Source organism: Nannocystis sp. (genome assembly GCF_016714285.1).
Classification (GTDB): Bacteria; Myxococcota_A; Polyangia; order Nannocystales; family Nannocystaceae; genus Nannocystis.
This window is the reverse complement of the sequence record NZ_JADJNN010000008.1, coordinates 175,605-202,588: the sequence shown is the minus strand read 5'-3', so window position 1 is coordinate 202,588 and position 26,984 is coordinate 175,605. Positions and strand designations below refer to the sequence as shown.

The 26,984-nt window shown below is 71.8% G+C and carries 22 protein-coding genes; 15 read left to right on the top strand and 7 right to left on the bottom strand.

From position 1 onward, the window contains the following. Window positions 1-13: 13 nt before the first annotated feature. The 5 genes from IPJ59_RS15980 to IPJ59_RS15960 all read left to right on the top strand — a co-directional run bounded on the left by IPJ59_RS15980 (window position 14) and on the right by IPJ59_RS15960 (window position 6,102). Window positions 14-2,029, top strand: coding sequence for a GAF domain-containing sensor histidine kinase (locus IPJ59_RS15980; RefSeq protein ID WP_293272362.1), 2,016 nt, complete (start codon window positions 14-16; stop codon window positions 2,027-2,029). After that, the gene (locus IPJ59_RS15975; protein ID WP_293252204.1) at window positions 2,026-3,444 is read left to right on the top strand and encodes a tryptophanase; all 1,419 of its coding nucleotides are present in this window, start codon (window positions 2,026-2,028) and stop codon (window positions 3,442-3,444) included. The genes IPJ59_RS15980 and IPJ59_RS15975 overlap by 4 nt, the downstream gene beginning before the upstream one ends. Before the next feature lie 130 nt (window positions 3,445-3,574). Beyond that, window positions 3,575-4,042, top strand: a complete 468-nt coding sequence (locus tag IPJ59_RS15970) for a response regulator (protein WP_293252202.1) — start codon at window positions 3,575-3,577, stop codon at window positions 4,040-4,042. Between the two features lie 213 nt (window positions 4,043-4,255). Beyond that, window positions 4,256-4,639 (top strand): hypothetical protein, encoded by a 384-nt coding sequence (locus tag IPJ59_RS15965; RefSeq protein ID WP_293252200.1) that lies wholly within the window; start codon window positions 4,256-4,258, stop codon window positions 4,637-4,639. Between the two features lie 101 nt (window positions 4,640-4,740). Next, the gene (locus IPJ59_RS15960; RefSeq protein ID WP_293252198.1) at window positions 4,741-6,102 is read left to right on the top strand and encodes an alpha/beta hydrolase-fold protein; all 1,362 of its coding nucleotides are present in this window, start codon (window positions 4,741-4,743) and stop codon (window positions 6,100-6,102) included. Window positions 6,103-6,181: 79 nt separating this feature from the next. On the opposite strand, the gene IPJ59_RS15955 is transcribed toward IPJ59_RS15960, so the two are convergent. Continuing rightward, window positions 6,182-7,477, bottom strand: a complete 1,296-nt coding sequence (locus IPJ59_RS15955) for a vWA domain-containing protein (protein WP_293252196.1) — start codon at window positions 7,475-7,477, stop codon at window positions 6,182-6,184. 513 nt (window positions 7,478-7,990) lie between these two features. On the opposite strand from IPJ59_RS15955, the gene IPJ59_RS15950 reads away from it, so the two are divergent. Then, a complete protein-coding gene (locus IPJ59_RS15950; RefSeq protein WP_293272361.1) occupies window positions 7,991-8,836 on the top strand; it encodes a ribulose phosphate epimerase in 846 nt (281 codons plus the stop codon). Between the two features lie 37 nt (window positions 8,837-8,873). Here IPJ59_RS15950 and malQ read toward each other — a convergent pair whose 3' ends face one another. Next, window positions 8,874-10,502, bottom strand: a complete 1,629-nt coding sequence (malQ, locus tag IPJ59_RS15945; protein ID WP_293272360.1) for a 4-alpha-glucanotransferase — start codon at window positions 10,500-10,502, stop codon at window positions 8,874-8,876. Window positions 10,503-10,612: 110 nt separating this feature from the next. Between malQ and glgX the strand changes: the two genes are divergently transcribed. Together glgX and glgB are read left to right on the top strand one after the other, a co-directional pair. Then, window positions 10,613-12,715: a glycogen debranching protein GlgX gene (gene glgX / locus IPJ59_RS15940; protein ID WP_293252192.1), complete on the top strand. Its 2,103-nt coding sequence runs from the start codon at window positions 10,613-10,615 to the stop codon at window positions 12,713-12,715. A 142-nt stretch (window positions 12,716-12,857) separates the two neighbouring features. After that, complete coding sequence (glgB, locus tag IPJ59_RS15935) at window positions 12,858-15,311, top strand: 1,4-alpha-glucan branching protein GlgB (RefSeq protein ID WP_293272359.1); 2,454 nt, start codon at window positions 12,858-12,860, stop codon at window positions 15,309-15,311. Window positions 15,312-15,457: 146 nt separating this feature from the next. Here glgB and IPJ59_RS15930 read toward each other — a convergent pair whose 3' ends face one another. After that, window positions 15,458-16,195 carry a 4'-phosphopantetheinyl transferase family protein gene (locus tag IPJ59_RS15930; protein ID WP_293252188.1) on the bottom strand — a complete coding sequence of 246 codons (738 nt, stop codon included), beginning with the start codon at window positions 16,193-16,195 and terminating at the stop codon, window positions 15,458-15,460. Window positions 16,196-16,287: 92 nt separating this feature from the next. Between IPJ59_RS15930 and hemH the strand changes: the two genes are divergently transcribed. From hemH to IPJ59_RS15915, 3 genes are all read left to right on the top strand, one after another. Beyond that, entirely contained in the window at window positions 16,288-17,358 is a 1,071-nt protein-coding gene (gene hemH, locus IPJ59_RS15925; protein WP_293252186.1) for a ferrochelatase, read from the top strand. Between the two features lie 120 nt (window positions 17,359-17,478). Then, the gene (gene glk / locus IPJ59_RS15920) at window positions 17,479-18,456 is read left to right on the top strand and encodes a glucokinase (protein ID WP_293272358.1); all 978 of its coding nucleotides are present in this window, start codon (window positions 17,479-17,481) and stop codon (window positions 18,454-18,456) included. A gap of 50 nt (window positions 18,457-18,506) precedes the next feature. Then, on the top strand, window positions 18,507-19,046 hold the full coding sequence (locus tag IPJ59_RS15915) for a hypothetical protein (protein ID WP_293252182.1): 540 nt from the start codon (window positions 18,507-18,509) through the stop codon (window positions 19,044-19,046). A gap of 119 nt (window positions 19,047-19,165) precedes the next feature. Here the strand turns inward: IPJ59_RS15915 and IPJ59_RS15910 are convergent, their stop codons facing one another. Beyond that, on the bottom strand, window positions 19,166-19,663 hold the full coding sequence (locus IPJ59_RS15910) for an NUDIX domain-containing protein (RefSeq protein WP_293252180.1): 498 nt from the start codon (window positions 19,661-19,663) through the stop codon (window positions 19,166-19,168). 64 nt (window positions 19,664-19,727) lie between these two features. Here IPJ59_RS15910 and IPJ59_RS15905 point away from each other — a divergent pair, with 64 nt between their 5' ends. The 3 genes from IPJ59_RS15905 to IPJ59_RS15895 are packed head-to-tail and all read left to right on the top strand — an operon-like array spanning window position 19,728 to window position 22,828. Continuing rightward, window positions 19,728-20,240, top strand: coding sequence for a DUF507 family protein (locus IPJ59_RS15905; protein WP_293252178.1), 513 nt, complete (start codon window positions 19,728-19,730; stop codon window positions 20,238-20,240). Beyond that, complete coding sequence (locus IPJ59_RS15900) at window positions 20,240-21,052, top strand: hypothetical protein (RefSeq protein WP_293252176.1); 813 nt, start codon at window positions 20,240-20,242, stop codon at window positions 21,050-21,052. Before IPJ59_RS15905 ends, IPJ59_RS15900 begins: the two co-directional genes overlap by 1 nt. Window positions 21,053-21,064: 12 nt before the next feature. Next, entirely contained in the window at window positions 21,065-22,828 is a 1,764-nt protein-coding gene (locus tag IPJ59_RS15895; protein ID WP_293272357.1) for an acetate--CoA ligase family protein, read from the top strand. A 163-nt stretch (window positions 22,829-22,991) separates the two neighbouring features. Here IPJ59_RS15895 and IPJ59_RS15890 read toward each other — a convergent pair whose 3' ends face one another. The 3 genes from IPJ59_RS15890 to IPJ59_RS15880 all read right to left on the bottom strand — a co-directional run bounded on the left by IPJ59_RS15890 (window position 22,992) and on the right by IPJ59_RS15880 (window position 25,615). After that, window positions 22,992-24,254, bottom strand: a complete 1,263-nt coding sequence (locus IPJ59_RS15890) for a CCA tRNA nucleotidyltransferase (protein WP_293272356.1) — start codon at window positions 24,252-24,254, stop codon at window positions 22,992-22,994. Window positions 24,255-24,321: 67 nt separating this feature from the next. Continuing rightward, window positions 24,322-24,867 (bottom strand): hypothetical protein, encoded by a 546-nt coding sequence (locus IPJ59_RS15885; protein WP_293252170.1) that lies wholly within the window; start codon window positions 24,865-24,867, stop codon window positions 24,322-24,324. A 133-nt stretch (window positions 24,868-25,000) separates the two neighbouring features. Continuing rightward, window positions 25,001-25,615 carry a TetR/AcrR family transcriptional regulator gene (locus tag IPJ59_RS15880; protein ID WP_293272355.1) on the bottom strand — a complete coding sequence of 205 codons (615 nt, stop codon included), beginning with the start codon at window positions 25,613-25,615 and terminating at the stop codon, window positions 25,001-25,003. A 47-nt stretch (window positions 25,616-25,662) separates the two neighbouring features. Here IPJ59_RS15880 and IPJ59_RS15875 point away from each other — a divergent pair, with 47 nt between their 5' ends. After that, entirely contained in the window at window positions 25,663-26,967 is a 1,305-nt protein-coding gene (locus IPJ59_RS15875) for an ABC1 kinase family protein (protein ID WP_293252166.1), read from the top strand. The last annotated feature ends 17 nt before the right edge of the window (window positions 26,968-26,984 follow it).

Genomic DNA, 26,984 nt, shown 5'->3' with positions numbered 1-26,984 from the left:
CGCATCCCCGACCATGGCCACCCAGGTGCATTCGAATGAGACAGCTTCGGTGCATGCCCCCGACGAGTCCAGACCGCTCGTGCTGTGCTCGCGCTCGTTCGCCGAGTCCCCGCTCGCGGCGGCTGGCGCCGGCCTCCCTGGCGAGCTGCGAGCGCTCGACCGTGCCGAGCTCGAGCGGGCCCTGAGCAACCGCCGCGGCCGGCCGCTCGTCGTGCTGCTCGACGAGGCGCTGCAGGGCACCGAGCTGCGCGTCGCCCCCGGACACACCTTGCGGGTGCTCGCGCTGCTGCCCGCGCCCGCGGCCGCGAACCTGCGCGAGCGCCTCGGCGACGCCCTCTCCTTCATCCTCCCGCCCGACGGCGACCCGCAGGCGCTGGCCGTCGCGCTGCGCTGCGCCGTGCGCGAGGCCGCCGCCGCCGACCGCTGCTTCGCCCTCGAGCACGAGCGCCGCCGCCTCGCCGGCGAGATCACCAAGCTCAACCGCATCGGCATCGCCCTGTCCGCCGAGCGCGACCCGGAGCGCCTGCTCAACTTCATCCTCACCACGGCCCGCGACTTCACCAGCTCCGACGCCGGCTCGCTCTACATCCTCGAGCGCGACGACGAGGGCCAGGGTCGCCTGCGCTTCACCAGCTCGCAGAACGACTCGCTGCCCGACCTCGAGCTCGTCAAGTTCGCCATCCCCGTCAGCAAGTCGACCCTCGCCGGCTACGTCGCCGCCACCGGTGAGCCGCTCAACATCCCCAACGTCTACGAGCTCGACCCGCGCGCCGAGTTCAGCTTCAGCCCCGCCTTCGATCAGCGCACCGGCTACCGCACCCGCTCGATGCTGGTCCTGCCGATGAAGAACCAGGAGGACCGCGTGATCGGGGTGCTCCAGCTCATCAACCGCAAGACCTCGCGGGCGGCCGAGCTGCGCGCCGGCAACATCGACGAGGTCGTCATCCCCTACGACGACCAGTCGCTCGAGCTCACCCTCTCGCTGGCCAGCCAGGCCGCCGTCTCGCTGACCAACAACCAGCTCTACGACACCGTCAAGGAGCAGCTGCACGAGCTCAAGACCTCGCAGGCCCAGCTGGTCCAGAGCGAGAAGCTCGCCAGCCTCGGCCAGCTCACCGCCGGCGTCGCCCACGAGATCAACAACCCCCTCGCCTTCAGCCGCAACAACACCCACCTCGCCCACGCCCGCGTCACCTCGGTCAGCCGCCGCCTGGCCGCCACGAACTGGCTCGCGCGGGTCGACGGCCCGCAGTCGGAGCGCATCGCCGCCGGCCGCACCACGCTCGAGAAGCTGGCCCAGGACAAGGCCCTCGCCGCCGACGTGAAGGACGTCAGCAACGAGCTCGGCTCGCTCCCGCCGCCGCGGCAGCTCGACATGCTCCGCGACTTCTTCACCTACGTCCTGCGCCGCAAGGAGGCCGACGAGGGCTCGATCGAGGAGCTGCTCGCGCGCACGCAGAAGGTGCTCGAGGAGAGCTTCATCGGCCTCGATCGCATGGCGGAGATCGTGCTCGGGCTGCGCAATTTCGCCCGACTCGACGAGGCGCAATTCCAGACCGCAGACATCGACGAGGGCATCCGCCAGACGCTGATGATCCTCGGCAACAACGCGCGCGACAAAGGCGTGACTTTGGTGTCCGAGCTGCGGCTGGCACGCCCGCACTCGTGCTTCCCAGCGAAGCTGAACCAGGTGGTACTAAACCTTGTGAACAACGCCATCGACGCGTGTCAGCGTGGAGGGGAGGTCGCGGTGCGCACACGCGAGAACGAGGGCTTCGTCGAGATCACGGTCTCGGACAACGGCGAGGGCATCAGCGAGGCGAACATGTCGAAGATCTTCGACCCGTTCTTCACCACCAAGCCGGTCGGCAAGGGCACGGGGCTCGGCCTCTCGATCAGCTACCGAATCATCATGGAGCACCGCGGCACCATCTCGGTGCGGCGCAACGATCCGACCGGCGTCACCTTCCTCATCCGCTTCCCGGTGGATGCGGAGGCGCCGAAGACCACCTCCGTGGGGAGCACATGAGGAAACCTGAGCGACAGATCATCCCGTACCGGGCCAAGGTCGTCGAACCGATCTCGCTGCTGCCGTACGAGGAGCGGGTCCGCAGGATCGAAGCCTGCGGCAACAACCTGTTCCGCCTCGGCTCGCACGAGGTCTACATCGACCTCATCACCGACAGCGGCACCGGGGCCCTCTCGGTCCATCAGATGGGCCGCATGATGATCGGCGACGAGGCCTACGCCGGCTCGCGCTCCTTCTTCGAGATGGAGCGGCAGATCCGCGAGTCGATGGGCTACCGCTACACCATCCCGGTCCATCAAGGCCGCGCCGGCGAGCGGGTCTTCGACTTCGTGCTGATCAAGAAGCACATGATCGTGCCCGGCAACTCGCACTTCGACACGACCAAGGCCCACATCGAGTTCGCGGGCGGTCGCGCGATCGACTGCACAATCGACGCCGGCCGCACCTCGGAGGGTTACCACCCCTTCAAGGGCAACATCGACATCCCCCGCCTCGAGAGCGTCATCCGCGAGTACGGCGCCCGCCACGTCGCCTACGTGCTCGTCACCGTGACCTGCAACTCCGGCGGCGGCCAGCCGGTGTCGATGGCCAACATCCGCGAGGTCCGCCGCGTCGCCGACCAGTACGGCCTGCTCGTGGTCCTCGACGCCGCCCGCTTCGCCGAGAACGCCTACTTCATCAAGACCCGCGAGACCGGCTACGCCCACAAGTCCGTGCCAGAGATCGTGCAGGAGATGTGCTCGTACACCGACGCGTGCATCATGAGCGCCAAGAAGGACGCGCTGGTGCCGATGGGCGGCTTCATCGCGGTGCGCGACGACCTCCTGTACGAGCGCCTCAAGGCCCCGACGATCCTGTTCGAGGGTTTCTACACCTACGGCGGCATGTCGGGCGCTGACATGGAGGCGCTGGCCCAGGGCCTGCGCGAGGTCACCGACGAGTCGTACCTGGCCTACCGCATCGGCCAGGTCCGCCGCTTCGGCGAGCTCCTGCAGAAGTTCGGCGTGCCGATCGTCGAGCCGATCGGCGGCCACGCGGTCTTCATCGACGCCCGCAAGTTCTTCCCCGGCGTCCCCGAGGACGAGTTCCCCGCGCAGCTGCTGTGCGCCGAGCTCTACAAGGAGGGCGGCGTGCGTGCGGTCGAGGTCGGCAGCGTGCTCATCGGCCGCGACCCCGACACCGGCGAGAACATCCGCCCGAACCTCGACCTGTGCCGCGTCACCATCCCCCGGCGCGTCTACACCTTTGAGCACCTCGAGTACGTCGCCGACGTAATCCGCAGCGTGTTCGAGGAGAAGGGCCCCAAACTGCGCCACGGCCTGCGATTCGAGGTCGAGGCGCCGGGAATCCGCCACTTCGCGTCCACATTTCGCTACGTACGCGGCGCGGACGGTGGTACAGGAGACCTACCGTGAGCGCGCTCTCCCCAACGAATGACACCATTGGGACCGCCACGGCCAGCCCGGCCCGTGCCCATGCCCATGCCCAATTGGTTCCCCGACATTCGGCCCGTCCGCGGCGCAGGCCGAGACAGCGAGGTATCGCATGAGTTGGAAGGAATACCAGAAGACCGGCGCCCTCGGGACCGAGAACAAGAAGACGCTGACCCTGCTCATCGTCGACGACGAGCGCGGCATCCTCAACACGCTTGAGGAGAGCTTCCGCGACATGTTCAAGGTCCACACGGCCAACTCCGGCGCCGAGGCGCTGCAGATCTTCCGCGATCAAGAGATCCACCTCGTCCTCAGCGACCAGCGCATGCCGGAGATGACCGGCGTGGAGCTGTTCGGCAAGCTCAAGGCGATTAACCCGACGCCCGTCCGCATCCTCATCACTGGTTATGCGGACATCAATGTGGTTATCCGCGGTCTCAACGAGGGCCTCATGTGGCAGTACGTCACCAAGCCCTGGGACACCGAAGAGCTGAAGACGCTGCTTCGCCGCGCGGCCCAGCACTACCTCAAGGAGAGCCAGAAGGACGAGCCAGACCCGATCCGGGGCCTGAGCTTCTGAACGCTCGGCGACCCGCCGGGCCCGCGAACGCGCCAGCAGACGTCGTTTTCCTGGCCTGATTTGGCCAGCCTGGGGCCGCCCGCGACAGTCCAGCGCCACCTGGGCCCGGGTTGAAAATTTGATGGAGTCAGCCCCGGAAGCGAGTTAGGATGCCGGGGCGTTCGGCTTGGGCCGCGAGACCGCGACCGCCAGAGATCACGAAGGAACCTCGAAATGAACCTGAAGACCGTAAATGCACTGATGGCCGAGGTCGAAGACGGCTTGCAGGGCGGCTTGGCTGCCGCGGACGTGTTCAGCAAATCGTCTGGCATGTCCGTCGCCGGCATCCGCAGCTCCCCCAAGGCCTGCGCCCTCTTCAACATCCTGTGCGAGCGCATCGGCGAGACGATCAAGAAGTCCGGCCTCCCCGTGCCTGACTACCTCCACCAGACCATGCTGCGCCTCGGTGAGGACGGTCAGGTCATGATCGTCGTCATCGACCTCGACCCCAAGTACCGCTGGGGTATGGCCGTCGATTGCAGCAAGGCCTCGCTCGGTATCCTCGTCAGCGTCGTCATCCCCGACACCCTCCCGCGTCTGCGCGAGGCGCTCCGCTAGCATTCGCTGGCACTTCCTCCGCCATTCACTTCGAGGCGTCCGACCGCACTGCGGCCGGGCGCCTTGTGATTTTCGGCGACGAAGCTGCTACAAGCGCGCGCGTGCGCCTCCCCCCGCTCCTCGCCACGCTGGCACTCACAGTCTGCTCGCCCGACGCGGGCGGCCCCTCGACCACCCAGGCCAGCTCGACCGACGGCCCCGACTCGTGGGCCACGACCGTGGCCACGAGCACCGGCGAGCCGACCCCGACCACCGACGCGAGCACGAGCAGCGCCACCACCGACGTCGCCACCACTGACGCCACCACCGACGACGCCACCACCGGCGGCCCGGCGCTGCCCGACGACGAGGCGCTGCTGCGAATGGCGATCGCCGGCGAGGTCGACCCCGACGAGGCACTGCAGACGATCGCCGGGCGCGGCGGCCTGCCGGTGCAGAGCCAGGGCGGCAGCTACCTGTTCGCCTGCCTGTGCGGCCCGGGTCAGTGGCAGCTCGCGGGTGACCACGACGCCTGGGCCGGCGCCGACCTGCAGCAGACCGGCGCGCTGTGGTGGGCCGAGGCGGAGCTGCCCGCGCCCGACGGCAGCCGCTACAAGTTCCACGACCTCGCCGCCGACGACTGGATCGCCGACCCACTCGGCCGCCGCTACGACTACGACGCCAACGGTCGCATCTCGCTCGTGCGCGCCAGCGCGGCCCACCTCGAGCGCTGGTTCGGCCTCGAGGGCGCCGGCCTCGGCCCACGGGATCTCCAGGTGCTGGTCCCCCAGGACGGCGCCTTCACCCACGCGCTCTACGTCCACGACGGCCAGAACCTCTTCGATCCCGAGGCCGCCTTCGGCTACTGGAAGCTGCAGGAGAGCGCCCCGCCGGAGCTGCTGCTGATCGGCGTCGACAACACCCCGGCCCGCCTCGACGAGTACACCCACGTCCCCGACATCATCGACATCGACATGATCGGCGGGCAGGCCGAGGCCTACGCGGAGCTGGTCGACGGCGTCATCCGGCCGCGCATGGAGGCCGCCTACGGCGAGGCCGCGGTGGTCGGCACCATGGGCTCCTCGCTCGGCGGACTGGTCTCGCTGGTGATCGCCGACCTCTACCCGCAGCGCTACGCGATGGCGATCAGCCTCTCGGGCACCATGGGCTGGGGCTCGATCTCCCTGCACAACGAGACGATGATCGAGCGCTACGCGGCCGCCGGGAAGCGGGACTTCGCGATCTACATCGACTCCGGCGGCCAGGGCACCTGCGGCGACGCGGACATGGACGGCGTCGACGACGACGACCCGGGCGCGGCCGACAATTACTGCGAGAACGCCCAGCTGCGCGACGTCCTGACCGGGCTCGGCTACAGCGAGGGCGACGACCTCTGGTACGTCTACGAGCCCGGGGCGATGCACAACGAGGACGCGTGGGCCCAGCGCGTCGGCGTGCCGATGCAGCAGTTCGTGGGCCTGTGAGCGGGAGGCGCCTCGCCGCGGTGCGAGGCGCAGTCCCTCGCCGCGGTCGCGCTTCGTCCGGCCCCACGCGGGCGCCCGGTCACTGGGCGATGATCGTCTCGCAGCCGAACTTGATCGCCATGCTGGCCATCGGCGCGAGCTGGATCTTGGCGCAGGTCTGCGGGCACACGAGGATCTTGGTCGGCATGTTCGGGTCGTCGTAGTACCAGCCGTCGACCACGTCGGCGCAGGCGGCCGGGCTGTCGACCTTGCCGATCGGGAGCACGTTGCCCATGCCGTCGTTGAAGTCGACGTTGACCTTGTCGTAGTCGATCACGTCCTCGTTCATCGGCTTGGGGATCGCCCACTCGCAGGCCAGGCCCGCGTTCTGGATCACCTCGGTCGAGAGCGTGTTGAACACGGGGGTGAAGTCCTGCTTGCACAGGTCGCCGTATACGCCGTCGGTCTTGTTGATGAGCTCGAGGTAGACCTTGCCGGCCGCGGCCGTGAAGGCGCAGCAGACCGGGTCACTGACGCACCACAGCACGTCGCCGGAGTCCTTCGCGCCGACGATCGCGTGGAACTTGTAGTCCTTGTAGCTGGGGTCCAGCGCCTTGAAGGCGGTGTCGAAGGCGTTGGCCGCGAGGTCGCTGTCGTCGTCGGAGACGACGACGATGTGCTTGCTGGCGTCGACCCGCATCTGGTCCTTCCAGTCGGGGTGGTGGTCGAGCAGCTTCTGCAGCGGGTTGTTGCTCCCGACCTCGTCGTTGATGTGGAGGAACTTGGGCAGGTTGGTGTCCTTGGCCGGGCAGCCGCCGCTGCCGAGCGGCTTATCGATGCACATGCCGGTGCTGCCGCTGATGGCCGAGATCAGGACCACGTGCACGTCGATGCCGCTGTTGATGATCTTGGTCGAGAAGGCGTTCATGTTGGCCTTTACGCTGGCGGCCTCGATCTGCATGCTGCCCGAGTTGTCGATCACGAAGATGATGTCGGCGGGCTGCTTCTTGTTCATCGCCTTCTCGGCGATCTCGGCGCAGTCGCCCGTGCTGCCGCCCGTGTCGGGGTCGACGGTCGTCACCGGACTTGTGGTGCTGCTGGCGCTGGTGACCGCGCTGGTGCTGCCGGGGTCGTCGCTGGTGGCCTCGCCGGTCATCGGAGCGGTGGTCGCTGGACCGGTCTCACCGGCCTCGGCGCTGCCGCTGCCGCCGGTCGGCTCGGGGGCGCTGTCGCTGGTGTCGCTGGCGCTGGCGCTGCCGCTGACGGTGGTGACCGAGGTGGCGACCGTGGGGCTGCTGCCCTGGCCGCCGGAGTGGCTCGAATCACCGCCGTCGGCGCAGGCGAGGAGGAGGAGCGGTGCGGTGAGGATGAGCGGGAGGCGGTGCGCGAGCGACATGGGCGGAGACTCCAGCACCGCGCATACGTCAGTCGCTCGCCCACTTCAAGAGGGCTTCACGCTGGCTTCCAGCGGGACGGGTGCATGGGCGGAGCGCAGTGAGGCCCAGCATCGTGCGATGAACTACGTAAATATCTGCATGTGAAACGAAGATGCGAGGAATGATGGCCGTGGACCTCGGAAGGGCCGGGAGATCGCGGCTGGACGGGATGCCGGTCGTGGGCTTCAGGGATCGGACGACTGAGCTGCGGGGCGGTCGGGCGAGTCGTCGGGGCCTGTCACTTTGGTCATGCGGTCATGGGGTCATGGGTCATGGGGGTCATGGGGGTCATGGGGGTCATGGGGGACACGGGGGCCGCGGCTGGCACGAAGGACAGGTGGGTTGACGCGGCGGGGTCCGGCGTGATGATCTGAGGGCCGGCGAAAGGGATTGGGATGATGAATAAAATTGGGCATTTACGCGCGTTTGGGTTGGTCTGTCTGGTCGCGGCTGCGTGCGGCGACGACAAGGGGATGACGGCGTCGGAGGGGTCGAGCGGCGGCGCCACAGACGGCGCCACCAGCACCCCGACCAGCGATCCGGGCACCACAGGCGACGCGGGCACCACCACCGACACACCGACCACGGACACGCCGACCACGGACACGCCGACCACGGACGCGTCGACCACGGACGATCCGACGGGCGGAGTTAACGTCGAGTGCGACGCGATCCAGCAGGACTGCCCGGAAGGATCGAAGTGTACGTCCTACGGCAAGATCCCCGGCGACGCGTGGAACGCCAACAAGTGCGTGCCAGTGATGGGAACGGGCCAGGCCGGTGACGACTGCGCCGTCGAGGGAATGGACATGTTCAGCGGCATCGACAACTGCGCGAAGGGGCTCATCTGCCTCAGCGTCGACGCCGAGCTGAAGAACGGCGCCTGCGTCGAGTACTGCTCGAAGGATCTGGACTGTCCCAACACGTCGAATGGCGACGGCCTGTGCTTCGCCGACGCGAACGAGGGGACCCTGCCGATCTGCCTGTCGCTCTGCGATCCCTTGCTGCAGGACTGCCCCGGTCAGGGCGCGTGCTACGGCGACAGCATGTCGGGACCGCCGGGGTTCTGCTTCACGCCCGACCCGAAGAACGGCGGCATGGACGGCGATGCGTGCAGCTTCGCCAACGCCTGCTTGCCCGGCCTCAACTGTGCCGAGGCGGCCACTCAGGAGGGCTGCGTGACGATGGAGTACGGCTGTTGCGCCCCCTTCTGCGCGCTCGACGAGATGACCTGCACCGGCGCGGAGGAGTGCGTGCCCTTCTACATGATGGCGTTCCCGGGCTACGAGAACGTCGGCATCTGCGTGCTGCCGGGCTGATTCGCGTTCGTGTGAGCGGCGCAGTCGACCCCCGCGCCTAGTGTGGGCGCGGGCGGTCGCGGTGGGTGGCGTCGATGGCGGCGCCGAGGCGGGTCAGGGCAGCACGGACGCTGCGGTCGCTGGCCATCGCCTCGATCGGCTTGGGCAGGCGGTAGGTCCAGTTGCTCGGCTTGACGGTGCCGGGGACGTTGATGCGGTCGCGGGTGCCGAGCAGGTCCTGCAGGAGCAGCAGCACCAGCTCGGAGCCGGCGCCGCAGATCAGGCGCAAGAGCGCGGCGTGCAGGTCGACGGTGAAGCGCTTGCCTGGCGCCGGGGACATGTCGCGAAGGACAGGTAGCTGGAGCGCCGCGGCGCGCTCGGGCTCCGAGAGGTGGGTCCACCACGCGGCGACCGGGGCGGTGTCGTGGGTGCCGAAGCAGGCGACGCTGCGGGCGGGGTAGCTGGCGGGGTCGCGGAAGACCTCGCCGTCCTTCTCCCAGATGAGCACGCGGTAGCCGGGGGCGCCGAGCTTGGCGAGCGCGGGGCCGACGTACCCGGGGACGGAGCCGAGGTCCTCGGCGACCAGGCGGGCGCCGGTCTCCGCGGCCGCGGCGATCATGGCCCCGACCACGCGCTCGCCGTGGAGGCGCTGGCTGTGCTCGTCGGGCGGGTCGAAGCGGGCGGGGACCAGCTTGCCCTTGGCGTCGCGGCGGGCGTCGTAGGGGCGCATCGCGGTGCGGAAGAAGCCGACCAGGTGGTCGACGCGGAAGCGGTCGTAGAGCTCGCCGCTGTAGCGGGCGCGGCGGCGCAGCCAGGCGAAGTCGTTGCCGGCCATGACGCCCCAGTAGTAGGGCGGCAGGCCCCAGTCCTGGCCGTCCTCGTCGAACTGATCGGCGGGGCAGCCGACCGACATGTCGAGGCGAAACTCGCGGCGCTCGGCCCAGACGTCGGCGGAGTCGCGGTCGACCATGAAGGGGAGGTCGCCCATGATCTCGACGCCCTGGTGGCGCAGCGCGGCGCGGGCGTCGGCCCACTGGCTGTGCGCGAGCCACTGGACGTACTTGAAGTAGAGGACCGCGTCGCCGAGGCGGGCCTCCTCCTGGCGCAGCGCCGCGGCCTCGCGCTCGCGCAGCGGGGCCGGCCACTCCCACCACGGCTTGCCGTGCTGGTCGTCCTTGATCGCGCGGTAGAGGGCGTAGGCGTCGAGCCAGCCGCGGTGGGCGGCGACGAAGGCGTGGAAGCTGCGGGCCCGCGGGGTCGGGGTGTGGGCCCGCAGCTCGTGGTGATGAAAGCGCTTGAGGCCGGCGATCAGGGCGTGGCGCTTGAGCTCGCGGACGGCCTCGTAGTCGACGCCGGGGGCGGCGCGCAGGGCGTCGAGGCGGCGCGCGCCGTCGTGGCCGAGCGCCTCGACGTTGGCGAGCGCGCGCAGGTCATCGACGGCGGTGAGGCTGATGTACATCGGGTCGATGCCGAAGGCCGAGAGGGCGCCGTAGGGCGAGGTGTTGCCGCCGGCGATCTCGTTGATCGGGAGCAGCTGGATCAGGCCGACGCCGGCGGGCGCGAGCAGGCGGGCGAGCGCCGGCAGGTCGCCGATCTCGCCGATGCCCCACGAGCTGGCGCTGCGCAGCGAGAACAGCGGCACGGTGACGCCGACGATCCGGCGCGCGGGTGAGGGCGAGGCGTTCATGGCGACGGAGGTATCAGCTGGGCCATGGCCCGCAAGCAAAAAGCGGGGGTCGGCGGCGTCGCGGCGCTCACGCGCGGCGGCGCTGCGCCGACGATACAGTGCTCGCCACGATGTCAGGACCTGTGTTGAGGGCGCTGCCGGGCGCAGACCAGCCGCTGGGGGCGCACTGTGAGGCGGGTGGGATCAACGTCGCCGTCTACTCGTCGACGGCCTCGCGGATCGACGTGTGCCTGTTCACCGGGGTCGACGCGGCACCCTCGGCGACGATCGCCCTGCCGGGGCGCAGCGGGCACGTGCACCACGGGTTTCTGCCGGGGCTGGTGGCCGGCCAGCTGTACGGGCTCAAGGCGCACGGGACCTTCGCGCCGGAGGCGGGGCTGCTGCACGACCCGCAGCGGCTGCTGGTCGATCCCTACGCGCGGGCGATCGCCTGGCCGAGCGAGGCGCCGCCGGTGCTGGCGGGTGGCCCCGAGCCGACGCTGCTGGAGCGCTGCAACGCGGCGATGGCCCCGAAGTGCGTCGCGCTGGCCGACGACTTCGACTGGGGCGACGACCGGCCGCCGCGACGGCCGTGGAGCGAGACGCTGATCTACGAGCTGCACGTGAAGGGCATGACGCAGCTGCACCCCGGCGTGCCACCGCGGCTGCGCGGGAGCTACATGGGGCTGGCGACGACGCCGGTGATCGAGCACCTGCGATCGCTCGGGGTGACGGCGGTGGAGTTGTTGCCGGTGCACGAGATCTTCGACGAGCCGCACCTGCAGCAGCGCGGGCGGGTCAACTACTGGGGCTACAGCACGCTCGGCTTCTTCGCCCCGAGCGCCCGCTACGCCCACGACCGCCGGCCCGGGGCAGCCGTGCATGAGTTCAAGGCGATGGTGAAGGCGCTGCACGCCGCGGGCATCGAGGTGCTGCTCGACGTGGTCTACAACCACAGCTGCGAGGGCGGGGCGAACGGTCCGATGCTGTCGCTGCGCGGGCTCGACAACCGCAGCTACTACCTGCTCGACCCCGACGACCCGCGGCGGACGATCGACTTCACCGGCTGCGGCAACACCCTGAACCTGCGCCACCCGCAGACGCTGCAGCTGGTGCTCGACAGCCTGCGCTACTGGGTGACCGAGATGCACGTCGACGGGTTTCGCTTCGACCTGGCGCCGGCGCTGTCGCGGCGCGGCGCGGAGGTCGAGCGGGCCAGCGCCTTCCTGGCGGCGCTGCATCAGGACCCGGTCCTGCGCGGGGTGAAGCTGATCGCCGAGCCGTGGGACACAGGCCCCGGGGGCTACCAGCTCGGCGGCTTCCCGCCGCCGTGGCGCGAGTGGAACGACCGCTACCGCGACGGCGTGCGCCGGTTCTGGCGCGGCGATCCGGGCCAGCTCGGCGAGCTGGCGTACCGCCTCAGCGGATCGTCCGACCTGTTCCAGCGACCCGGACGCGGGCCGCACACGAGCATCAACTACGTGACCTGTCACGACGGCTTCACCCTGCGCGACCTGGTCTCGTACACGCGCAAGCGCAACGAGGCCAACGGCGAGGGCAACCGCGACGGCCGCGACGACGAGCTGGCGGCCCACTGGGGCGTCGAGGGTCCGAGCGACGATCCGGACATCGCCGCCACGCGGGCGCGGATGGTCCGCAACTTCGCGGCGACCCTGGCGGTGTCGCTCGGCGTGCCGATGCTGTGCGCGGGCGACGAGCTGGGTCGCAGCCAGGGCGGCAACAACAACGCCTACTGTCAGGACAACCGGGTGTCGTGGATCGACTGGGCCGCGGCCGACGCGGAGACCCTGGCGTTCTTCCGCCACGCGCTGCGCCTGCGCCAGGCGGCGGTGCTGCGCCGCGGCCACTTCTTCACCGGCGCGGGCCTGCCGGGCAGTCGCCTGCGCGACCTGTGCTGGTTGCGACCCGAGGGCGGGGAGCTGCGCCCGGAGGACTGGTCGACGGGCAAGGCGCTCGGGATGCTGCTCGGCGGCGACGCGATCGGCGACGCGATCGGTCCGGGCGCGACGCTGCACGGCGAGAGCTTCCTCGTGTTGATCAACGGATCGGCCAAACCGTTGCACTTCGCCCTGCCGCCGGTCGCGTCGGCGTGGGCGCGGCTGATCGACACGCGGGTGGCCGAGACCGTCGCGCTGCCGCTGAACGCTGGACAGACGCACTACGAGATGGCGCCGCGTTCGCTGGTGGTGCTGTGGATCACCGCGGCGACCTGAGCCGCCCACACCGATGGGGCACAGCTGCCGGCGCCGTTGGGGGCGCCCGTCCGCAGACCGCGGCGAGGCCGTGACCGAAAATTCACGCGTCAGGGTTCTCTTCGCGGCGGCTCCCCGGTAAAAGCGCGTCCGACGAGGTGGCATGAGCAAGCGTCCGCGGCAACCATCGAGGGAGACGAAGCAGGGCACGGCGCGGGCGAAGCCCAGGGCAGCGGCGGTGCTGGCCAGCAACGCCGACTCGATCCTGTACCTGCCCGACGATGCACCTGTCCCGAAGGCCAGGCCGGAGCAGGCCGAGGCGGAGGCCGAGGCCGCGGTGACAGTCGACGTCTCGGGCGATGAGGTGGCCGTGCAGACCGAGGCGATCGTGTACCTCGGCGACGATGTACCTGTCCCGAAGGACAGCCCCGCCGAGGTGCTCGCGGCCAGCGCGGACGCCATCTTGTATCTGCCCGACGAGGTACCCGAGGTGCCCGAGGCGCCCGCAGATCCGCGGCTTTACCTCGCGCGGCCGACCCAAGACCCCAGCATCAGCGCCGACGACCTGCACTACCTCGCCGAGGGCACGCACCTGCGGTTGTATGAAAAGCTCGGCGCGCAGCTGCTCGCCGAGGGCGGCGTGCAGTTCGCGGTGTGGGCCCCGAACGCGCGCCACGTCAGCGTGATCGGCGAGTGGAACGACTGGGACCCCTTCCGCCACCCGCTCGCGCGCGGCGGCGGCGGGCTGTGGATCGGGCGCGTCGCCGAGGCGGCGGTCGGGATGCTCTACAAGTACCGTGTGATCGGGATGCGCGGCGAGGTGCTCGACAAGGCCGACCCCTGCGCGCTGGCCACGGAGCTGCCGCCGCACACGGCCTCGCGGATCGCCGACCTCGAGTACGCCTGGCGCGACGACGCGTGGCTGCGCGAGCGGGCCGCGCGGCAAGGTCGACACGCGCCGATCTCGGTCTACGAGCTGCACCTCGGCTCGTGGCTGCGCGGGCCCGAGGGCGCGTGGCTCGGCTACCGCGAGATCGCGGCGAAGCTGGTCGCGCACGTGCGGGCGCTGGGCTTCACCCACGTCGAGTTCATGCCGCTCACCGAGCACCCCTTCTACGGATCGTGGGGCTACCAGACCAGCGGCTACTTCGCCCCGAGCGCCCGCTACGGCGGGCCGCAGGCGCTGATGTACCTGATCGACGAGCTGCACCGCGCCGAGATCGGGGTGATCCTCGACTGGGTGCCGGGCCACTTCCCGGGCGACGCGCACGGGCTGCACCGCTTCGACGGCACCTATCTCTACGAGCACCGCGACCCGAGCCGCGGCGTGCACCCGGACTGGAACACGCTGATCTTCAACCACGGGCGCCACGAGGTGCGGGCCTTCCTGCTCAGCTCCGCGTCCATGTGGATCGAGCGCTATCACGTCGACGCGATCCGGGTCGACGCGGTGGCCTCGATGCTCTACCTCGACTACTCGCGTCAGCCCGGCCAGTGGCAGCCGAACGCGCACGGCGGGCGCGAGAACCTCGAGGCGGTCGCCTTCCTGCGGGCGCTGAACCAGACGATCCACGCGCGCCACCCGGGCGTGATCACGATCGCGGAGGAGTCGACGGCGTGGCCGCTGGTCACCGGCCCGGTCGAGCGCGGCGGCCTCGGCTTCGATCTCAAGTGGGACATGGGCTGGATGCACGACAGCCTGCGCTACCTCGGCCGCGACCCCGTCACGCGCGCGCAGCACCACAACGAGCTGACCTTTCGCATGTGGTACGCGTACAACGAGCGCTACATGCTGCCGCTGTCGCACGACGAGGTCGTGCACGGCAAGGGCTCGCTGATCCGCAAGATGTACGGGGACACGCCCGCGAAGTTCGCCGGCCTGCGCCTGCTGCTCGGGTACATGTTCAGCACGCCGGGCCGCAAGCTGCTGTTCATGGGCGGCGAGTTCGGCCAGGTGCGCGAGTGGAGCCACGAGCGCGAGCTCGACTGGGAGCTGCTCCGATCGCCGGCGCACGCGGGCGCGCTGCGCTGGCTGCGTCGCGTGGCCCAGCTCTACCGCGCCGACCCGGCGCTGCACGAGCTCGACCACGATCCCGCGGGCTTCGAGTGGATGGTGGTCGACGATCGCCAGCGCAGCCTGGCGGTGTACATGCGCCTGCCGAGCCGCGGACCGGTGATGCTCGTGGCCCTGAACTTCACCCCGGTGACGTGGACGGAGCAGCGCATCGGCGTGCCCGCCGAGGGGCGCTGGACCCTGATCGATCGCAGCGACGCGGCGGCCTACAGCGGCGATGAACAGACGGCGATCGTGTCGCTGGCAGACAGCTTCGAGGCCGAGCCCGAGCCAGCCCACGATCGGCCCTTCTCGCTGCGCATCACCCTGCCCCCGCTGACTTGCCTGCTGCTGCGCGGGCCGGAGGCGGGCGAGCTGCGCGTCGCGGCCGAGCGCCACCGGGCCGAGCGAATCGCCCGCGAGACGGCGGCCGCGGCCGAAGATCTGGCGCGCGAGGCCGAGGCCGCGGAGGCAACGGCTGAAGCGGCACGTGAGGCCGCCGAGGCCGCCGCGCGGGTCGCCCGCGTGGCCGCGGCGATCGCCTCGGAGCTGGCCGGCGAGTAGCTCAGGCCCGGCGCCTGGCCACAGCGATCGCCGCGGCGCTGGCCGGCGAGTCGCTCCGCTCTCGTCGCGGCGATCGCCGCGGCGCTGGCCGGCGAGTCGCTCCGCTCTGGTCGCGGCGATCGCCGCGGCGCTGGCCGGCGAGTCGCTCAGGGCCCGGGCACGACCCAGCGCATCTGCAGCTGCGCCGGCGTACCACCGGGGTCGCGCACCGCGAGCGCGAGCTTGTGGCGCTCCGTCGGCGCGTGCAGGAACAGCTGCCAGCCGCTCGCGTCGTCGCCGAGGCTGGGGTCGATCGTCAGGCCGATCGCGGCGTCGTCGAGCGCGTAGGCGAAGGCGTGCAGCGAGATCGCCAGGCCCATGCCGCGGGCCTTGATGTACGCCTCCTTGAGCGTCCACAGCTCGAAGAAGCGGCCGTGCTGGCGATCTGCAGGCAGCGCGCGCAGGGCCTGGACCTCGGCCGGGGCGAAGAAGTGCTCGGCGATCTGGTCGGTGTGCGAGCGACGCCAGGTGTCCTCGACGTCGACGCCGAGCTCGGGGCCGCGGGCGACCGCCACCGCGACCAGGCCGTCGGTGTGCGAGAGGTTGAAGCGCAGGTCGCCGAGGCCGTGCTCCGGGTCGATGTCCGGGCGGCCCCACTGGTTCTTGACGAAGCGCCAGTCGGGGCGCTCGACGGCGGCGTAGCGGGACAGGGTGCTGCGCACGAGGGCGCGGGCGACCAGGAACTGGTGGCGGTGCCGGTCGAACAGGAAGCGGGCGTGACGGGCCGTCTCGTCGGCGTTCATCCACCCGGCGTAGCTTGCGAGCAGCGCCGGGTCGGTGATCGACTCCGGGGTCGTCAGCCACACGTGCACGTCGCCAGGGGCGAGCGGGATCAGGTCCGCCACGCGCGCACGGTGGCAGGCCGCGCGGGCCGCGGTCAAGCCGCGCGCGATGGTTGCAGGGCCGGCCGCGCAGGTCCACCATGGCGCGCCTCGCCATGCCCAGCTCGACTGTCGGCGTCCTCCTCGTCAACCTCGGCACCCCCGACGCCCCGCAGGCGCCGGAGGTGCGCCGCTACCTGCGTGAGTTCCTGTCGGACCCACGCGTGCTCGACATCTCGGCGATCGGCCGCTGGCTGCTGCTGAACCTCATCATCCTGCCCAGACGCCCGGCGCGCTCGGCCGAGGCCTACCGCAAGATCTGGGGCCCCGATGGTTCGCCGCTGCTCTCGCACAGCCGGGCGCTGTGCGAGCAGGTCCGCGCCGCGCTGCCGGACCTGCAGGTCGAGCTGGCGATGCGCTACGGCAACCCGTCGATCCGCGCCGGCCTCACCGCGCTGCGTGACCGCGGCTGCGATCGCATCGTCGTGTTTCCGCTGTATCCGCAGTACGCCGCGAGCTCGACCGGCTCGACGGTGGAGGCGGTGTATCGCGAGGCCGCCGGGCTGTGGAACACGCCCTACCTCAGCGTCGTGCCGCCCTTCTACGACGACCCCGGCTTCATCAACGCCTTCGCCGAGGTCGGCGCCCCGGTGCTCGCGGAGCTGCGCCCCGATCACGTGCTCTACAGCTTCCACGGCCTGCCCGAGCGGCACATGCACAAGAGCGACGTGTCGGGCCAGCACTGCCTGCGCCGCGACGACTGCTGCGCGCAGATCGTCGCCGCCAACCGCCACTGCTACCGCGCGCAGTGCCACGCGACCGCGGCGGCGCTCACGGCCCGCCTCGGCCTCGATCCAGCGAGCACCTCGCTGAGCTTCCAGTCGCGGCTCGGCCGCGCGGTGTGGATCCGTCCCTACACGGACATCGTGCTGCCCGAGCTGGCGCGCCGCGGGGTCAAGCGCGTGGCCGTGTTTTGCCCGGCCTTCGTGGCCGACTGCCTGGAGACCCTCGAGGAGATCGGCATCCGCGCCGAGGCCGACTTCAAGGCGGCCGGCGGCGAGGCGCTGCGCCTGGTGCCGAGCCTCAACGCGCACCCCGCGTGGGTCCGCAGCGCGGCGGCCCTGATCCGCGAGACGGCGCCGCACGGGCGCCGCATGCTGCCAGTCGCGGGCCCCGGGCTCGCCTGACACACAACTCTCGGTCACGCGAAGAGGTATCCGCGAACAACCTGCGGCGCCAGTGTGGCGATCGGGCCTCCGCACCGGCGATGCCTTGCCCCCTCGCCCGAGATCGATGTAAGCACCCGCATGCAGGTTTTGGCCGGGGACATCGGCGGCACCAAGACATCGCTCGCGATCTACGCGCAGCAGCGCGGCCAACCGCCGACCATGCTCCGCGCCGCCCGCTACCCGAGCCAGGGTCCCGGCCTCCTGCCGATCGTGCGTGACTTTCTCAGCGCCGGGCGTGAGTCGGTGCGCGCCGCCGTGTTCGCGGTCGCCGGCCCGGTGCTCGCCACGCGTTGCGAGCTCACCAACCTCGGGTGGCAGCTCGACGCCGACGACCTCTCGCGCGCGCTCGGCCTGCCTGTCGCCCTCATCAACGACTTTCACGGCGTCGCTCTCGGCGTCGGCACGCTCGCCGACGATCAGCTCGACTGGTTCCAGCCCGGCGAGCGCGACCCCCACGGCGTCGTCGCCGTCCTCGGCGCTGGCACTGGCCTCGGCGAGGCGATCCTCGTCCCCGGCCCGGGCGGCGCCCGCATCATCAGCGGCGAGGGCGGCCACGCCGACCTCGCCCCGCGCGACGACCTCGAGATCGACCTCCTGCGCCACCTCCTCGCCCGCCACGCCCACGTTTCTTACGAGCGCGTCCTGTCCGGCCCCGGTCTGGTCGCCCTCTACGAATTTCTGGTCGCCCGCGGCCACGCCCCCGAGCTGCCCGCGACGCGCGAGCACATGGCCCAGGGCGACCCCGCCGCCGTCATCGGCACGCTCGGCGTCGGCGGCGACGACCCGGCCTGTGTCCGCGCCGTCGACCTCTTCGCCGGCCTCTACGGCGCCGAGGCCGGCAACCTCGCGCTCAAGACCTTGCCGGGCGGCGGCCTCTACCTCGCCGGCGGTGTCAGCCTGCGCCTGCGCCCGCGCCTGCGCGCCGGCTTCCTCGCCGGCTTCCTCGCCAAGGGCCGCATGTCGGGCCTGCTGCGCCGGATCCCCGTCGCCCTCGTGCTCGACCCCGAGGTCGGCCTACGGGGCGCCGCGCTCGCGGCCGCCGGCCTGATCACGTGATCGCCGGCCTGTCCTTTCCACCCTGTCCTTTCCACCCTGTCCTTTCCACCATGTCCGAAGCGCCATCCACGATCCCGGAGCCCGAAGTCAGCGCCCTGATCGCCGCCCAGCGCCGCGAGCTGCGGCGTCGGCGAGCGTGGATCCTGGGCGCACGCCTGGGCGGGCTGGCCTTCGCCGCCTGGTACCTCGAGATCCTCATCATCGAGGGCAAGGACGCCCCCTTCTACATCACCGTCAACCTCGCCGCGATCGCCACCGGCCTCTCGAGCCTGGTCGCCTTCAACTACTACGACCCGCCGCTGCTGGTCCGCAACCTGCACGGCGCCGACGGACCGCTGCGCCGGGCCAGCATCGCCGCCCTCGATCGCATGCGTGAGCAGCTGCTCGCGCCGCTGCTTCAGGACCTCGGCATCGCTGAGCCCGAGCGCGGGCGCCTGGTCGCCACGATCGACGCCGACGATCTGGTGCGTCGGACCGCCGACAAGCTCCGCGGGGACCGCAAGAGATTCGGCCGGATCTACCTCGCCATCTACCTCCCGCTGCTGCTCGGCTTCATCGTCCTGGTCGCCACCTACCAGGCTGTCCCTTGAGCCAGGCGCGCCCGCGGGCCTCGCACGGGCGCGCCCTCGCGCGACCGCGGCGCTCGCGGTGAGCGCGCGGCGTCTCGCCTCGCCGCCGCCGGACCCGCGCGGGACCGATCTCCAGGCGTCTAGGGGCCCGTCTGCCTCGGTTTTTCGGCTCCGGCCACGAACGCCGGCGTGTGCTTGCCCGCGGCCAGCTCGGCCAGGAAACCACGATCCGCCGCGAGAAACTCGGCGAGCGGCAGCGCCGTGCGATCGAAGGCGTGGACGCTGGCTCCGTCGGCGGCGCGCACGAGGCTCGGCCAGCGCTCGCCCCACGCCGACGCGTCGACGTGATAGACCACAAGCAGGACCTCCGGGCCTGGCGGCGGATACACGTGGTGGAGCACCTCGGCGACAGCGAGCGGCGTGAGGAGGCGGGCGTCCGGGCCCCACTCTTCCGTGAGTTCGCGGGTCAATGCGGCGCGCGGCGCCTCGCCGTGTTCCACCTTTCCGCCGGGGAGTTCCAGGCGGCCGGCGCCGTGGCTGGCGCTCGCGGGCCGACGCTGCACGAGCAGCCGACCGGGGCCGATCCAGACGAGCCCGGCGACGACGACGAGGCGGGGCTGGGAGGGGAGCGTGGGCATGTCGGAGCTCAGTAGCCCAAGCTGGACGCTCGGAAAAGCAGCGCCTATCCTGCGGGCCATCCCCATGCGCCTCTTTCCAGCGAAGATCAACACCATCGTCGAAGCCGTGAACAAGACACTCGTGGACTCCGGGGACCTCGAGGTCAGCGACCGCGACGAGTTCAAGCGCGACGTGGAGTCGATCCTCAAGGAGTACCTCCGCAAGGACCGCGAGATCACCAACCGGGCCAAGGACGAGCTCGAGCGGCGCCACCTGCCCTACTCCGATCTGTTCAAGACCAAGCGCACGATCGCCGAGGAGCAGGACTTCGGCATCGGCGACGAGTCGGTCACCTGGATCTGCAGCCAGCTCCTCGAGCTGTTCATGCGCTCGAGCTTCGTCAGCGAGGTCTATGCGGAGGACACCGCGATCCGCAAGAAGCTCAAGGAGCTGCTGCGCAGGCACATGCAGGCCGACGACGACATCGACCGCGAGGTCCGCCGCCACCTCAAGCACCTCAGCGAGAACACCAGCACCTTCGAGATCGAGTACGCCCGGCAGCTCGAGCTCATCAAGCGCAAACACGGTCTAGAGTAATGGCTCACATCCTGGTCTACGCGCAGCGAACTCCTCAGGGGATCCACCCCGGCAGCGCCGCCGCGCTGTGTCTGGCCCGCGACATCGCCAGCGATCGCGGCGCCTCGATCACCGCCGTCTGCCCGGGCGACGCCGGTCGCGCGGACCAGTTCGTCATCGGCGCGGTCAGCCGCTACGGCGCCGACCTCCTGACCTTCTGCGGCCCCGCCGGCATGCGCCCGCTGCAGGAGCGCCTGCGGCCGCTGGTCGTGTTCGTGCCGCACACCGAGGAGGGCCTGGCCGCCGCCGAGGGCCTCGCGGGCGGCCCCACCGAGACCACCTGGCTGCAGGACCCCGCGATCGAGTGGGACAACCTCGCCGCCGTCACCTCGATCGTCGCCGGCACCCTGCCCTGGTACGAGCTGCCCTCGATCATCGACGCCGAGTACGACAACGAGGCCAGCCTCGTCGACCTCCCGGACTGGGTCGCCCGCCTCGACGGCCACGCCGGCCGCGGCCCGCTCCGCTTCTTCGCCAGCCACGACCTCGACGCCAGCACCCGCGCCCAGCTCGGCTCGCTCGGCGCGCGCCAGGCCCCCGCCGAGTACCTCGAGCACCACGACAGCGGCACCTTGCTGTGGCTCAGCAACGCGGCCAGCGGGTTGCCGGAGGTGCTGCGCCAGCGCGGCCCCGGGGCGCGCGTGATGTACTTCCCCGGCGCCGACGGCCAGTTCAACGCCAGCTGGTCGGCCGCCGACTGGGTCGTCCCCGGCCCCTGGCCCGAGGCGATCAAGCAGCTCCACAGCGACCTGTGGAAGCCCGTCCTGGCCTAGAGGGGCTGAGGAGTGACGCCGCCGGCGACAGCGCTCCAGGCCCTGCTCGCGCCCGCCGCGACGGCGACGCTCATCGCCGAGGCCGCCGCCCCGCACGTGCGCCTGCCCGGCGAGCTGCTGCGCGACGCGGAGCTCGCCCGCCGCGTGCGCGACCACGGCGCCCTCGTCGTCGTCGTCCACAGCCTCGGCCCCGCCCTGCTCCGCGCCCTCCGCGAGCGCCCCCCTGCCCTCCTGGTCGTCACCGGCCCCGCCGAGCCCGGCTCGCTCCCCGCCCTCCCCGACACCCTGCTCCTCGGCCCCGACGCCCGCCTGCAGATCGGCCCCACCGGCGACACCGTCGCCTGCGCCACCGCCCCCGCCGAGCTCGCCGCCCTGCTCGCCGCCCTCGCCTCCGACCCCGCCTCCGACGACCTGTCCCAAGCGCCAGCTCACCTGTCCCAAGCGCCAGCCTCCACCGACCTGTCCCCGCGGACAGATCACCTGTCCCAAGCGCCAGCCTTGCCCGCGGGCGTGCGCATGGCCGCCTGCCCGACCCCGCCGTGGTGGCCGCTGTGGCTCGCCGACCCGCAGCTCGCGGGCACCCGCGCGCTCGGCTTCGTCGCCGCGGCCAGCCTGCACCCGGGCTGGGCCCGCTGGGCCCGCGCGGCCGGCGACGCGGCCGAGCACGCGATCGTCCCGCTCGGGCTCCCGCCGGCCCGCCTCGACCTCCCCCGCGACCCCAGCCTCGCCGCCGCCGTCGCCGCCCACGCGCTCGAGCGCTTCACCGGCCCGCTGTTCCCGAGCCCGCAGCTGCTGGCCCTGCTGTGTGCGCCGCCTGCACCTGTCCCCGAGGACAGCCACGATCCGGGCCTGCTCGCCCGCTGGGCCCAGGCCCGCCGCGCCCTGCCGACCCTCGGCGCCGCCGTCGGCATGGAGGCGCCGCTGCCAGGCCCAGGCCTCGCCGCGCCGACGGCCGCCTTCCTCGCCCAGGCCGCGCTGCTGCGGCGCCGGCAGACCCGCGCCCTCCTGGCCGCCGCGCCCGAGCTCGCAGCCCCGCAGCAGGACCCCGCCGCGATCGCCCGCGCCGAGGAGGTCCTGCGCGGCGCCGGTCAGGTGCTCTCGGAGCACGAGAGCAAGGTCGTGCTCCGCGGCTTCGGCGTCGAGATCACGCGCCAGGCGGTCGCCAGCTCGGCCAGCGGCGCGGCCCAGTACGCCGACACGATCGGCTACCCCGTCGTGCTCAAGGCCGTCAGCCCCGACCTGCGGCGCAAGCAGGAGCTCGGCGCGGTGGTCCTCGGCCTCACCACCAGCGCCGCGGTCCGCCGCGCCTACGCGACGATCGTCCACAACGTCGAGACCCACGCGCCGACCGCCCACCTCGACGGCGTGCTGGTCGCCGAGCAGGCCCCCGAGGGCCTCGAGCTGCACTGCGGCGCGATCCGCCTGCACACCGGCGAGATGGCGATCTTCGGCCGCGCCCTCGGCCTGTCGCCGCCGGCCGAGCCCTGCTTCGCCCTCGCCCCGCTCGCCCCCGCCGACGCCCGCCTGCTCGCCCACGCCGTGCTCGCCCGCGTGCCCGCCCTGCGCCGCGCCAGCGACCCCGGCGTCGCCGAGCTCGCCGCCCTGCTGCTGCGCCTCGACGCCCTCGTCCAGCACTTCGACCGCGACCTGTCCCCGGGGACATCCGGCCGCCTGATCAGCGTCGAGCTCAGCCCCCTGCGCCTGATCGGCCCGCCGCGCGGCTACCTCACCCTCGACGCCCGCATCGTCCAGCGCGCCCACCTCGAGGGCAGCTGACACGCCTGCGCCGAAGGCCATGTCCCGGCGGACATGTCCCAACCGACATGTCACGCCGCGAGCGCACACCCCGGGCACACCTCGCAGCAGCGAGCGTCGAGGGTCGAATGCCGCCGCTCGCACGCGGGCCTTGGGGACACCTCGCAGCAGCGCTCGTCGACTGTCACGCCGCGAGCGCGCGGGCCCGAGCCAGCAGCAGGTCCGCGGTGTTGCGCGCCGGCTCCTCGAGCACCCAGTCGAGCAGCGCCGCGAGCAGCTTGCCGAGCCCGGGCCCCGGCGCGGCGATGCCGGCCGCGACCAGCTCCTTGCCGCCGATCGCCAGCTCGCCGACCGCCAGCGCCGCGCCGCGGACCGCCTCCTCGATCGTGACCAGCTGGGCCCACTCGCGCGCCAGCAGGTCGGTGGCGTCGGCGAGGTGACGCCGGCCGAGCGCCGCGGCGAGCCGCCGGATCGCCAGCGGGTCGCGCAGGCGGCCGAGCGGCGCGATCGCCGGGTCGGTCAGCGAGAGCAGCCGCGCCCGCTCGTCGCGGCTCGGCTTGAGCCCGTCGACGATCGCCTCGATCTGCCCCCGCTGCTCGCGCAGCGGCCACAGCAGCCGCGCCAGGCGGACCACGGGGTCGGGCCGCATCAGCTCGATCGCCGAGATCGCAGCGTCGGCCTCGACCCGCGACACCGGCCCGAGCACGCGCGGCCAGATGCCGGTCTCGTACATCGGCTCGAGGCCCAGCGAGGGCCGGCGCGCGGCCAGCAGCTTGAACAGCTCGACGTGCACCCGCTCGCGGCTGACCCGGTCGAGGATCTCGAGCGCCCCGCCGATCGCCGCAGCCGTGCCCTCCTCGAGGCGCATCTCGAGGGTCGCGCACAGCCGCACCGCCCGCATCGCCCGCAGCCCGTCCTCGCCGAAGCGGGCCGCCGGATCGCCGACCGCACGCAGCAGCCCGCGGCGCAGGTCGGCGAGGCCGGCGAAGCAGTCGGTGAACACCCGCGTGATCGGGTTCCAGGCGAAGGCGTTGATCGTGAAGTCGCGGCGGGCCAGGTCGTCGGCCAGCGCGCGCAGGAAGCGGACCTCGCTCGGGCGCCTGCCGTCCTCGTAGCTGCCCTCGCCGCGGAAGGTCGTGATCTCGATGTGCAGGCGCAGGTCGCCGCGGCCGTGCACGACAGTGACGGTGCCGTGTTCGATGCCGGTGGGGATCGTCCGGCGAAACAACGCCTGCACCTCGGCCGGCGTGGCGCTCGCGGCCAGGTCCCAGTCGCCGTGCGTGCGCCCGAGCAACGCGTCACGCACGGCCCCGCCGACCAGCACCGCCTCGTGCCCGGCGTCGTGGAGGATCTGCGCCACCTCGAGCAGCGCGTCCGGGATCGCCACCCGCGACAACACGGCGGCGGCGGCCTCGACGGTGACGGGCAGGTCCTGCGGGCTTCTCACGCGCCCGAAGCTAGCGGGCGCGCGAGGAATTTGCGAGCCCGCTGGACCTCGCCCGCGTCGCGCGCGATCAGGCGGCCTCGCTCATCCCGATCAGGACGCGGGCCTGCTGCGCCCACGCGCCGAGGTACACGACCATCACCACACCGGCGACCTTGAAGGCCTCCTCCGGCACGTGCTCCTGCAGCAGCAGCACGCTGGTGCCGATCAACGCGCCCATGCCGATGAGCCCGCAGAGCACCACGTTGAGCCCCGCGAACACGCGGGCCACGTTGGCCCGCCGCGCCGCATCGACCACGCGGCTGAGGATCGCCCGGTGCAGGCCGTACACGATCCCGCCGCCGAGCAGCAGACCGGCCGCCGCGCGCATCATGCTCTCCGGGGCGCGATCGACGATGAGCCCGTAGAGCCCGAGCGCCAGCGCCATCAGCACGACGTGCAGGCCGATCGTCATGAAGTAGTAGACCGCCACCTTGAGCCCGAGCTGCGGATCCGGGGCGCCGCCCTCTCGCGCCTGCCGCCAGCGCAGCAGCACGTACACGAAGGGGAACAGGGGCACGAGGCTGTAGGCGAACAGCATCATCACGAACACGCCGCCGAACATCTCCATCATCATGCAGAGCGCTCTATCAGGAGCGCGGCGCATCTGCCAGTGGCGCGGCCACGTGCCCGTGCGTGCCCGCAGAACAGCGAACGCGGGCGATGGGCGGAGTCGCGGCCCGGGCCCTCGCCATCGACCACGCCTGCGCTCAGGCGAGGGCGAGTCGACGCAGGTGGGCGATGGTCCGCTGAAAGCAGCGCGCGAGCGGCTCGCGGCCCTCGCCGTCGAGCCAGCGATCGACCCCGGCCACGATCGTGGCGACGATCGCCCCCGCGAACACCCGCGCCGCCAGCGGGTCGGCGGCGCGGCGCGACGCCAGCAGCACCTGCTCGAGCGCCAGCCGCAGCATGACCGCGTCGGCGGCCGCGACCACCTGCAGCGCCGGCGTCGCGCGGATGAGCCGACCCCGGCGCAGGATGCGGGCCCGCTCGTCGCGGTAGATCGCGGCGAGCGACCCGACCAGCGCCCGCTGCACCGCCGCGAGCACCTCGTGCTCGGCCAGCTCGGCCGCGATCGCCTCGAGCAGCATCGGGTCGTACTCGTCCCACAGGACCAGGCGCTCCTTGCTGCCGAAGTTGCGGTAGATGGTCGCCGGGCCGACCTCCGCCGCGCGGGCGATCGCCTCGATCGAGACCTGCTCGAAGCCCTGCGCCTCGAAGAGATCGAGCGCCACGGCCTGGATCCGCGCCATCGACTCCAGCCGCCGCCGCGCCCGACCGTCGATCTTCGCCGCCGGTTTCTCGTCTGGACTTTTGGTAGTCACTCTCACATGATAGTGACTATCACATCTTGGGAACATCAGGAGGACGCATGACCAGCGAAAATTTCACGGCGGAGTTGCGGGCGCGGATGCTTGGACAGGCGGAGGCGGTGCCGACCTCGACGATCGGGCGCATGTGGCGGACCGGCCGCAGCGCGGTGGGCCTCGGCTCGGCGCTGCTGCGCGGGCGCCGGGGCGACGACCTCGACCCCGAGGCGATCGCCGAGCTGGTCGCCCGCCTCGGCGGGCTCAAGGGCGTGGCGATGAAGGCCGGGCAGATGCTCGGCTACGTCGACGCCAGCCTGCCGCCCGAGCTGCAGGGCATGCTCTCGCTGCTGCAGACCGCCGCGCCCTGCACCGAGTTCTCCGCGGTCGAGGCCCGCCTCCGCGAGGCCCTGGGCGAGCGCGCCGACCTGCTGCTCGCGGGCATGGAGCGGGCCCCGATCGCCGTCGCCAGCATCGGCCAGGTCCACCGCGGGCGGCTCCCTGACGGCCGCGAGGTCGCTATCAAGGTGCGCCACCCCGGCATCGAGGCCGCGATCGCGGCCGACTTCCGCGCCGCCGGCGTCGGCAAGCTGTTCGCCGCGGTCTCCGGCGCCGCGTCGATCCGCGACTGCATCGAGGAGGCGCGCGAGGCCTTCCTCGGCGAGTGCGACTTCCTGGGCGAGGCGGAGCAGCAGCGGCACTTCGCCCGCGCCTTCGCCGGTGACCCGGTGATCGTGGTGCCCGAGGTGATCACCGAGCTGTGCGCCGCGTCGGTGCTCGTCACCCGCTGGACGCCCGGGCGCTCACTCGCCGACTTCCTCGCCGGCGCACCCACGCAGGCCGAGCGCGACGCCGCCGGCGCGGCCCTGTTCCGCTTCTGGCTGCGCAGCTTCTACCGCGACGGCCTGTTCCACGCCGACCCCCACCCCGGCAACTTCGCCTTCCTCCCCGACGGCCGCATCGTCGTCTACGACTTCGGCTGCGTCCGCCGCTTCGACCCCGCGATGCGGCGAGGCTTCGCTCGCCTGGCCGCGGCGACCCGCGACGACGACGAGCCGGAGCTCCTGGCCGCGATCGCGGCGATCGGCGGACATGCCCCAAAGGACAGGCACGGTCGCGATCACGTGCGCCAGCTGCTGCGCGCCTTCTTCGCCCCGCTGCTGGCGCCAGGCAAGCGGCGCATCGCGCCCGACGCGGGCCTCGCCGGCCCCGGCGTCATGCGGGACAAGCGGGCCATCATCAACCTTCGCCTCCCCGGTCGCATGTTGTTCCTGTTTCGCCTGCGCTTCGGACTCTACGCCGTGCTGGCGCGCCTCCAGGCCGAGGTCGACTGGGCCGCGCTCGAGAGCGAGTGGGCGCGCGAGGCGTGACGCTGGCACCGGCCTGC

Bases quoted from the DNA above. Each gene is read 5' to 3' on its own strand.
- IPJ59_RS15980 (WP_293272362.1), top strand. From the start codon at position 14: ATGGCCACCCAGGTGCATTCGAATGAGACAGCTTCGGTGCATGCCCCC.
- IPJ59_RS15975 (WP_293252204.1), top strand. From the start codon at position 2,026: ATGAGGAAACCTGAGCGACAGATCATCCCGTACCGGGCCAAGGTCGTC.
- IPJ59_RS15970 (WP_293252202.1), top strand. From the start codon at position 3,575: ATGAGTTGGAAGGAATACCAGAAGACCGGCGCCCTCGGGACCGAGAAC.
- IPJ59_RS15965 (WP_293252200.1), top strand. From the start codon at position 4,256: ATGAACCTGAAGACCGTAAATGCACTGATGGCCGAGGTCGAAGACGGC.
- IPJ59_RS15955 (WP_293252196.1), bottom strand. From the start codon at position 7,477: ATGTCGCTCGCGCACCGCCTCCCGCTCATCCTCACCGCACCGCTCCTC.
- IPJ59_RS15950 (WP_293272361.1), top strand. From the start codon at position 7,991: ATGACGGCGTCGGAGGGGTCGAGCGGCGGCGCCACAGACGGCGCCACC.
- malQ (WP_293272360.1), bottom strand. From the start codon at position 10,502: ATGAACGCCTCGCCCTCACCCGCGCGCCGGATCGTCGGCGTCACCGTG.
- glgX (WP_293252192.1), top strand. From the start codon at position 10,613: ATGTCAGGACCTGTGTTGAGGGCGCTGCCGGGCGCAGACCAGCCGCTG.
- glgB (WP_293272359.1), top strand. From the start codon at position 12,858: ATGAGCAAGCGTCCGCGGCAACCATCGAGGGAGACGAAGCAGGGCACG.
- hemH (WP_293252186.1), top strand. From the start codon at position 16,288: ATGCCCAGCTCGACTGTCGGCGTCCTCCTCGTCAACCTCGGCACCCCC.
- glk (WP_293272358.1), top strand. From the start codon at position 17,479: ATGCAGGTTTTGGCCGGGGACATCGGCGGCACCAAGACATCGCTCGCG.
- IPJ59_RS15915 (WP_293252182.1), top strand. From the start codon at position 18,507: ATGTCCGAAGCGCCATCCACGATCCCGGAGCCCGAAGTCAGCGCCCTG.
- IPJ59_RS15910 (WP_293252180.1), bottom strand. From the start codon at position 19,663: ATGCCCACGCTCCCCTCCCAGCCCCGCCTCGTCGTCGTCGCCGGGCTC.
- IPJ59_RS15905 (WP_293252178.1), top strand. From the start codon at position 19,728: ATGCGCCTCTTTCCAGCGAAGATCAACACCATCGTCGAAGCCGTGAAC.
- IPJ59_RS15900 (WP_293252176.1), top strand. From the start codon at position 20,240: ATGGCTCACATCCTGGTCTACGCGCAGCGAACTCCTCAGGGGATCCAC.
- IPJ59_RS15885 (WP_293252170.1), bottom strand. From the start codon at position 24,867: ATGATGATGGAGATGTTCGGCGGCGTGTTCGTGATGATGCTGTTCGCC.
- IPJ59_RS15875 (WP_293252166.1), top strand. From the start codon at position 25,663: ATGACCAGCGAAAATTTCACGGCGGAGTTGCGGGCGCGGATGCTTGGA.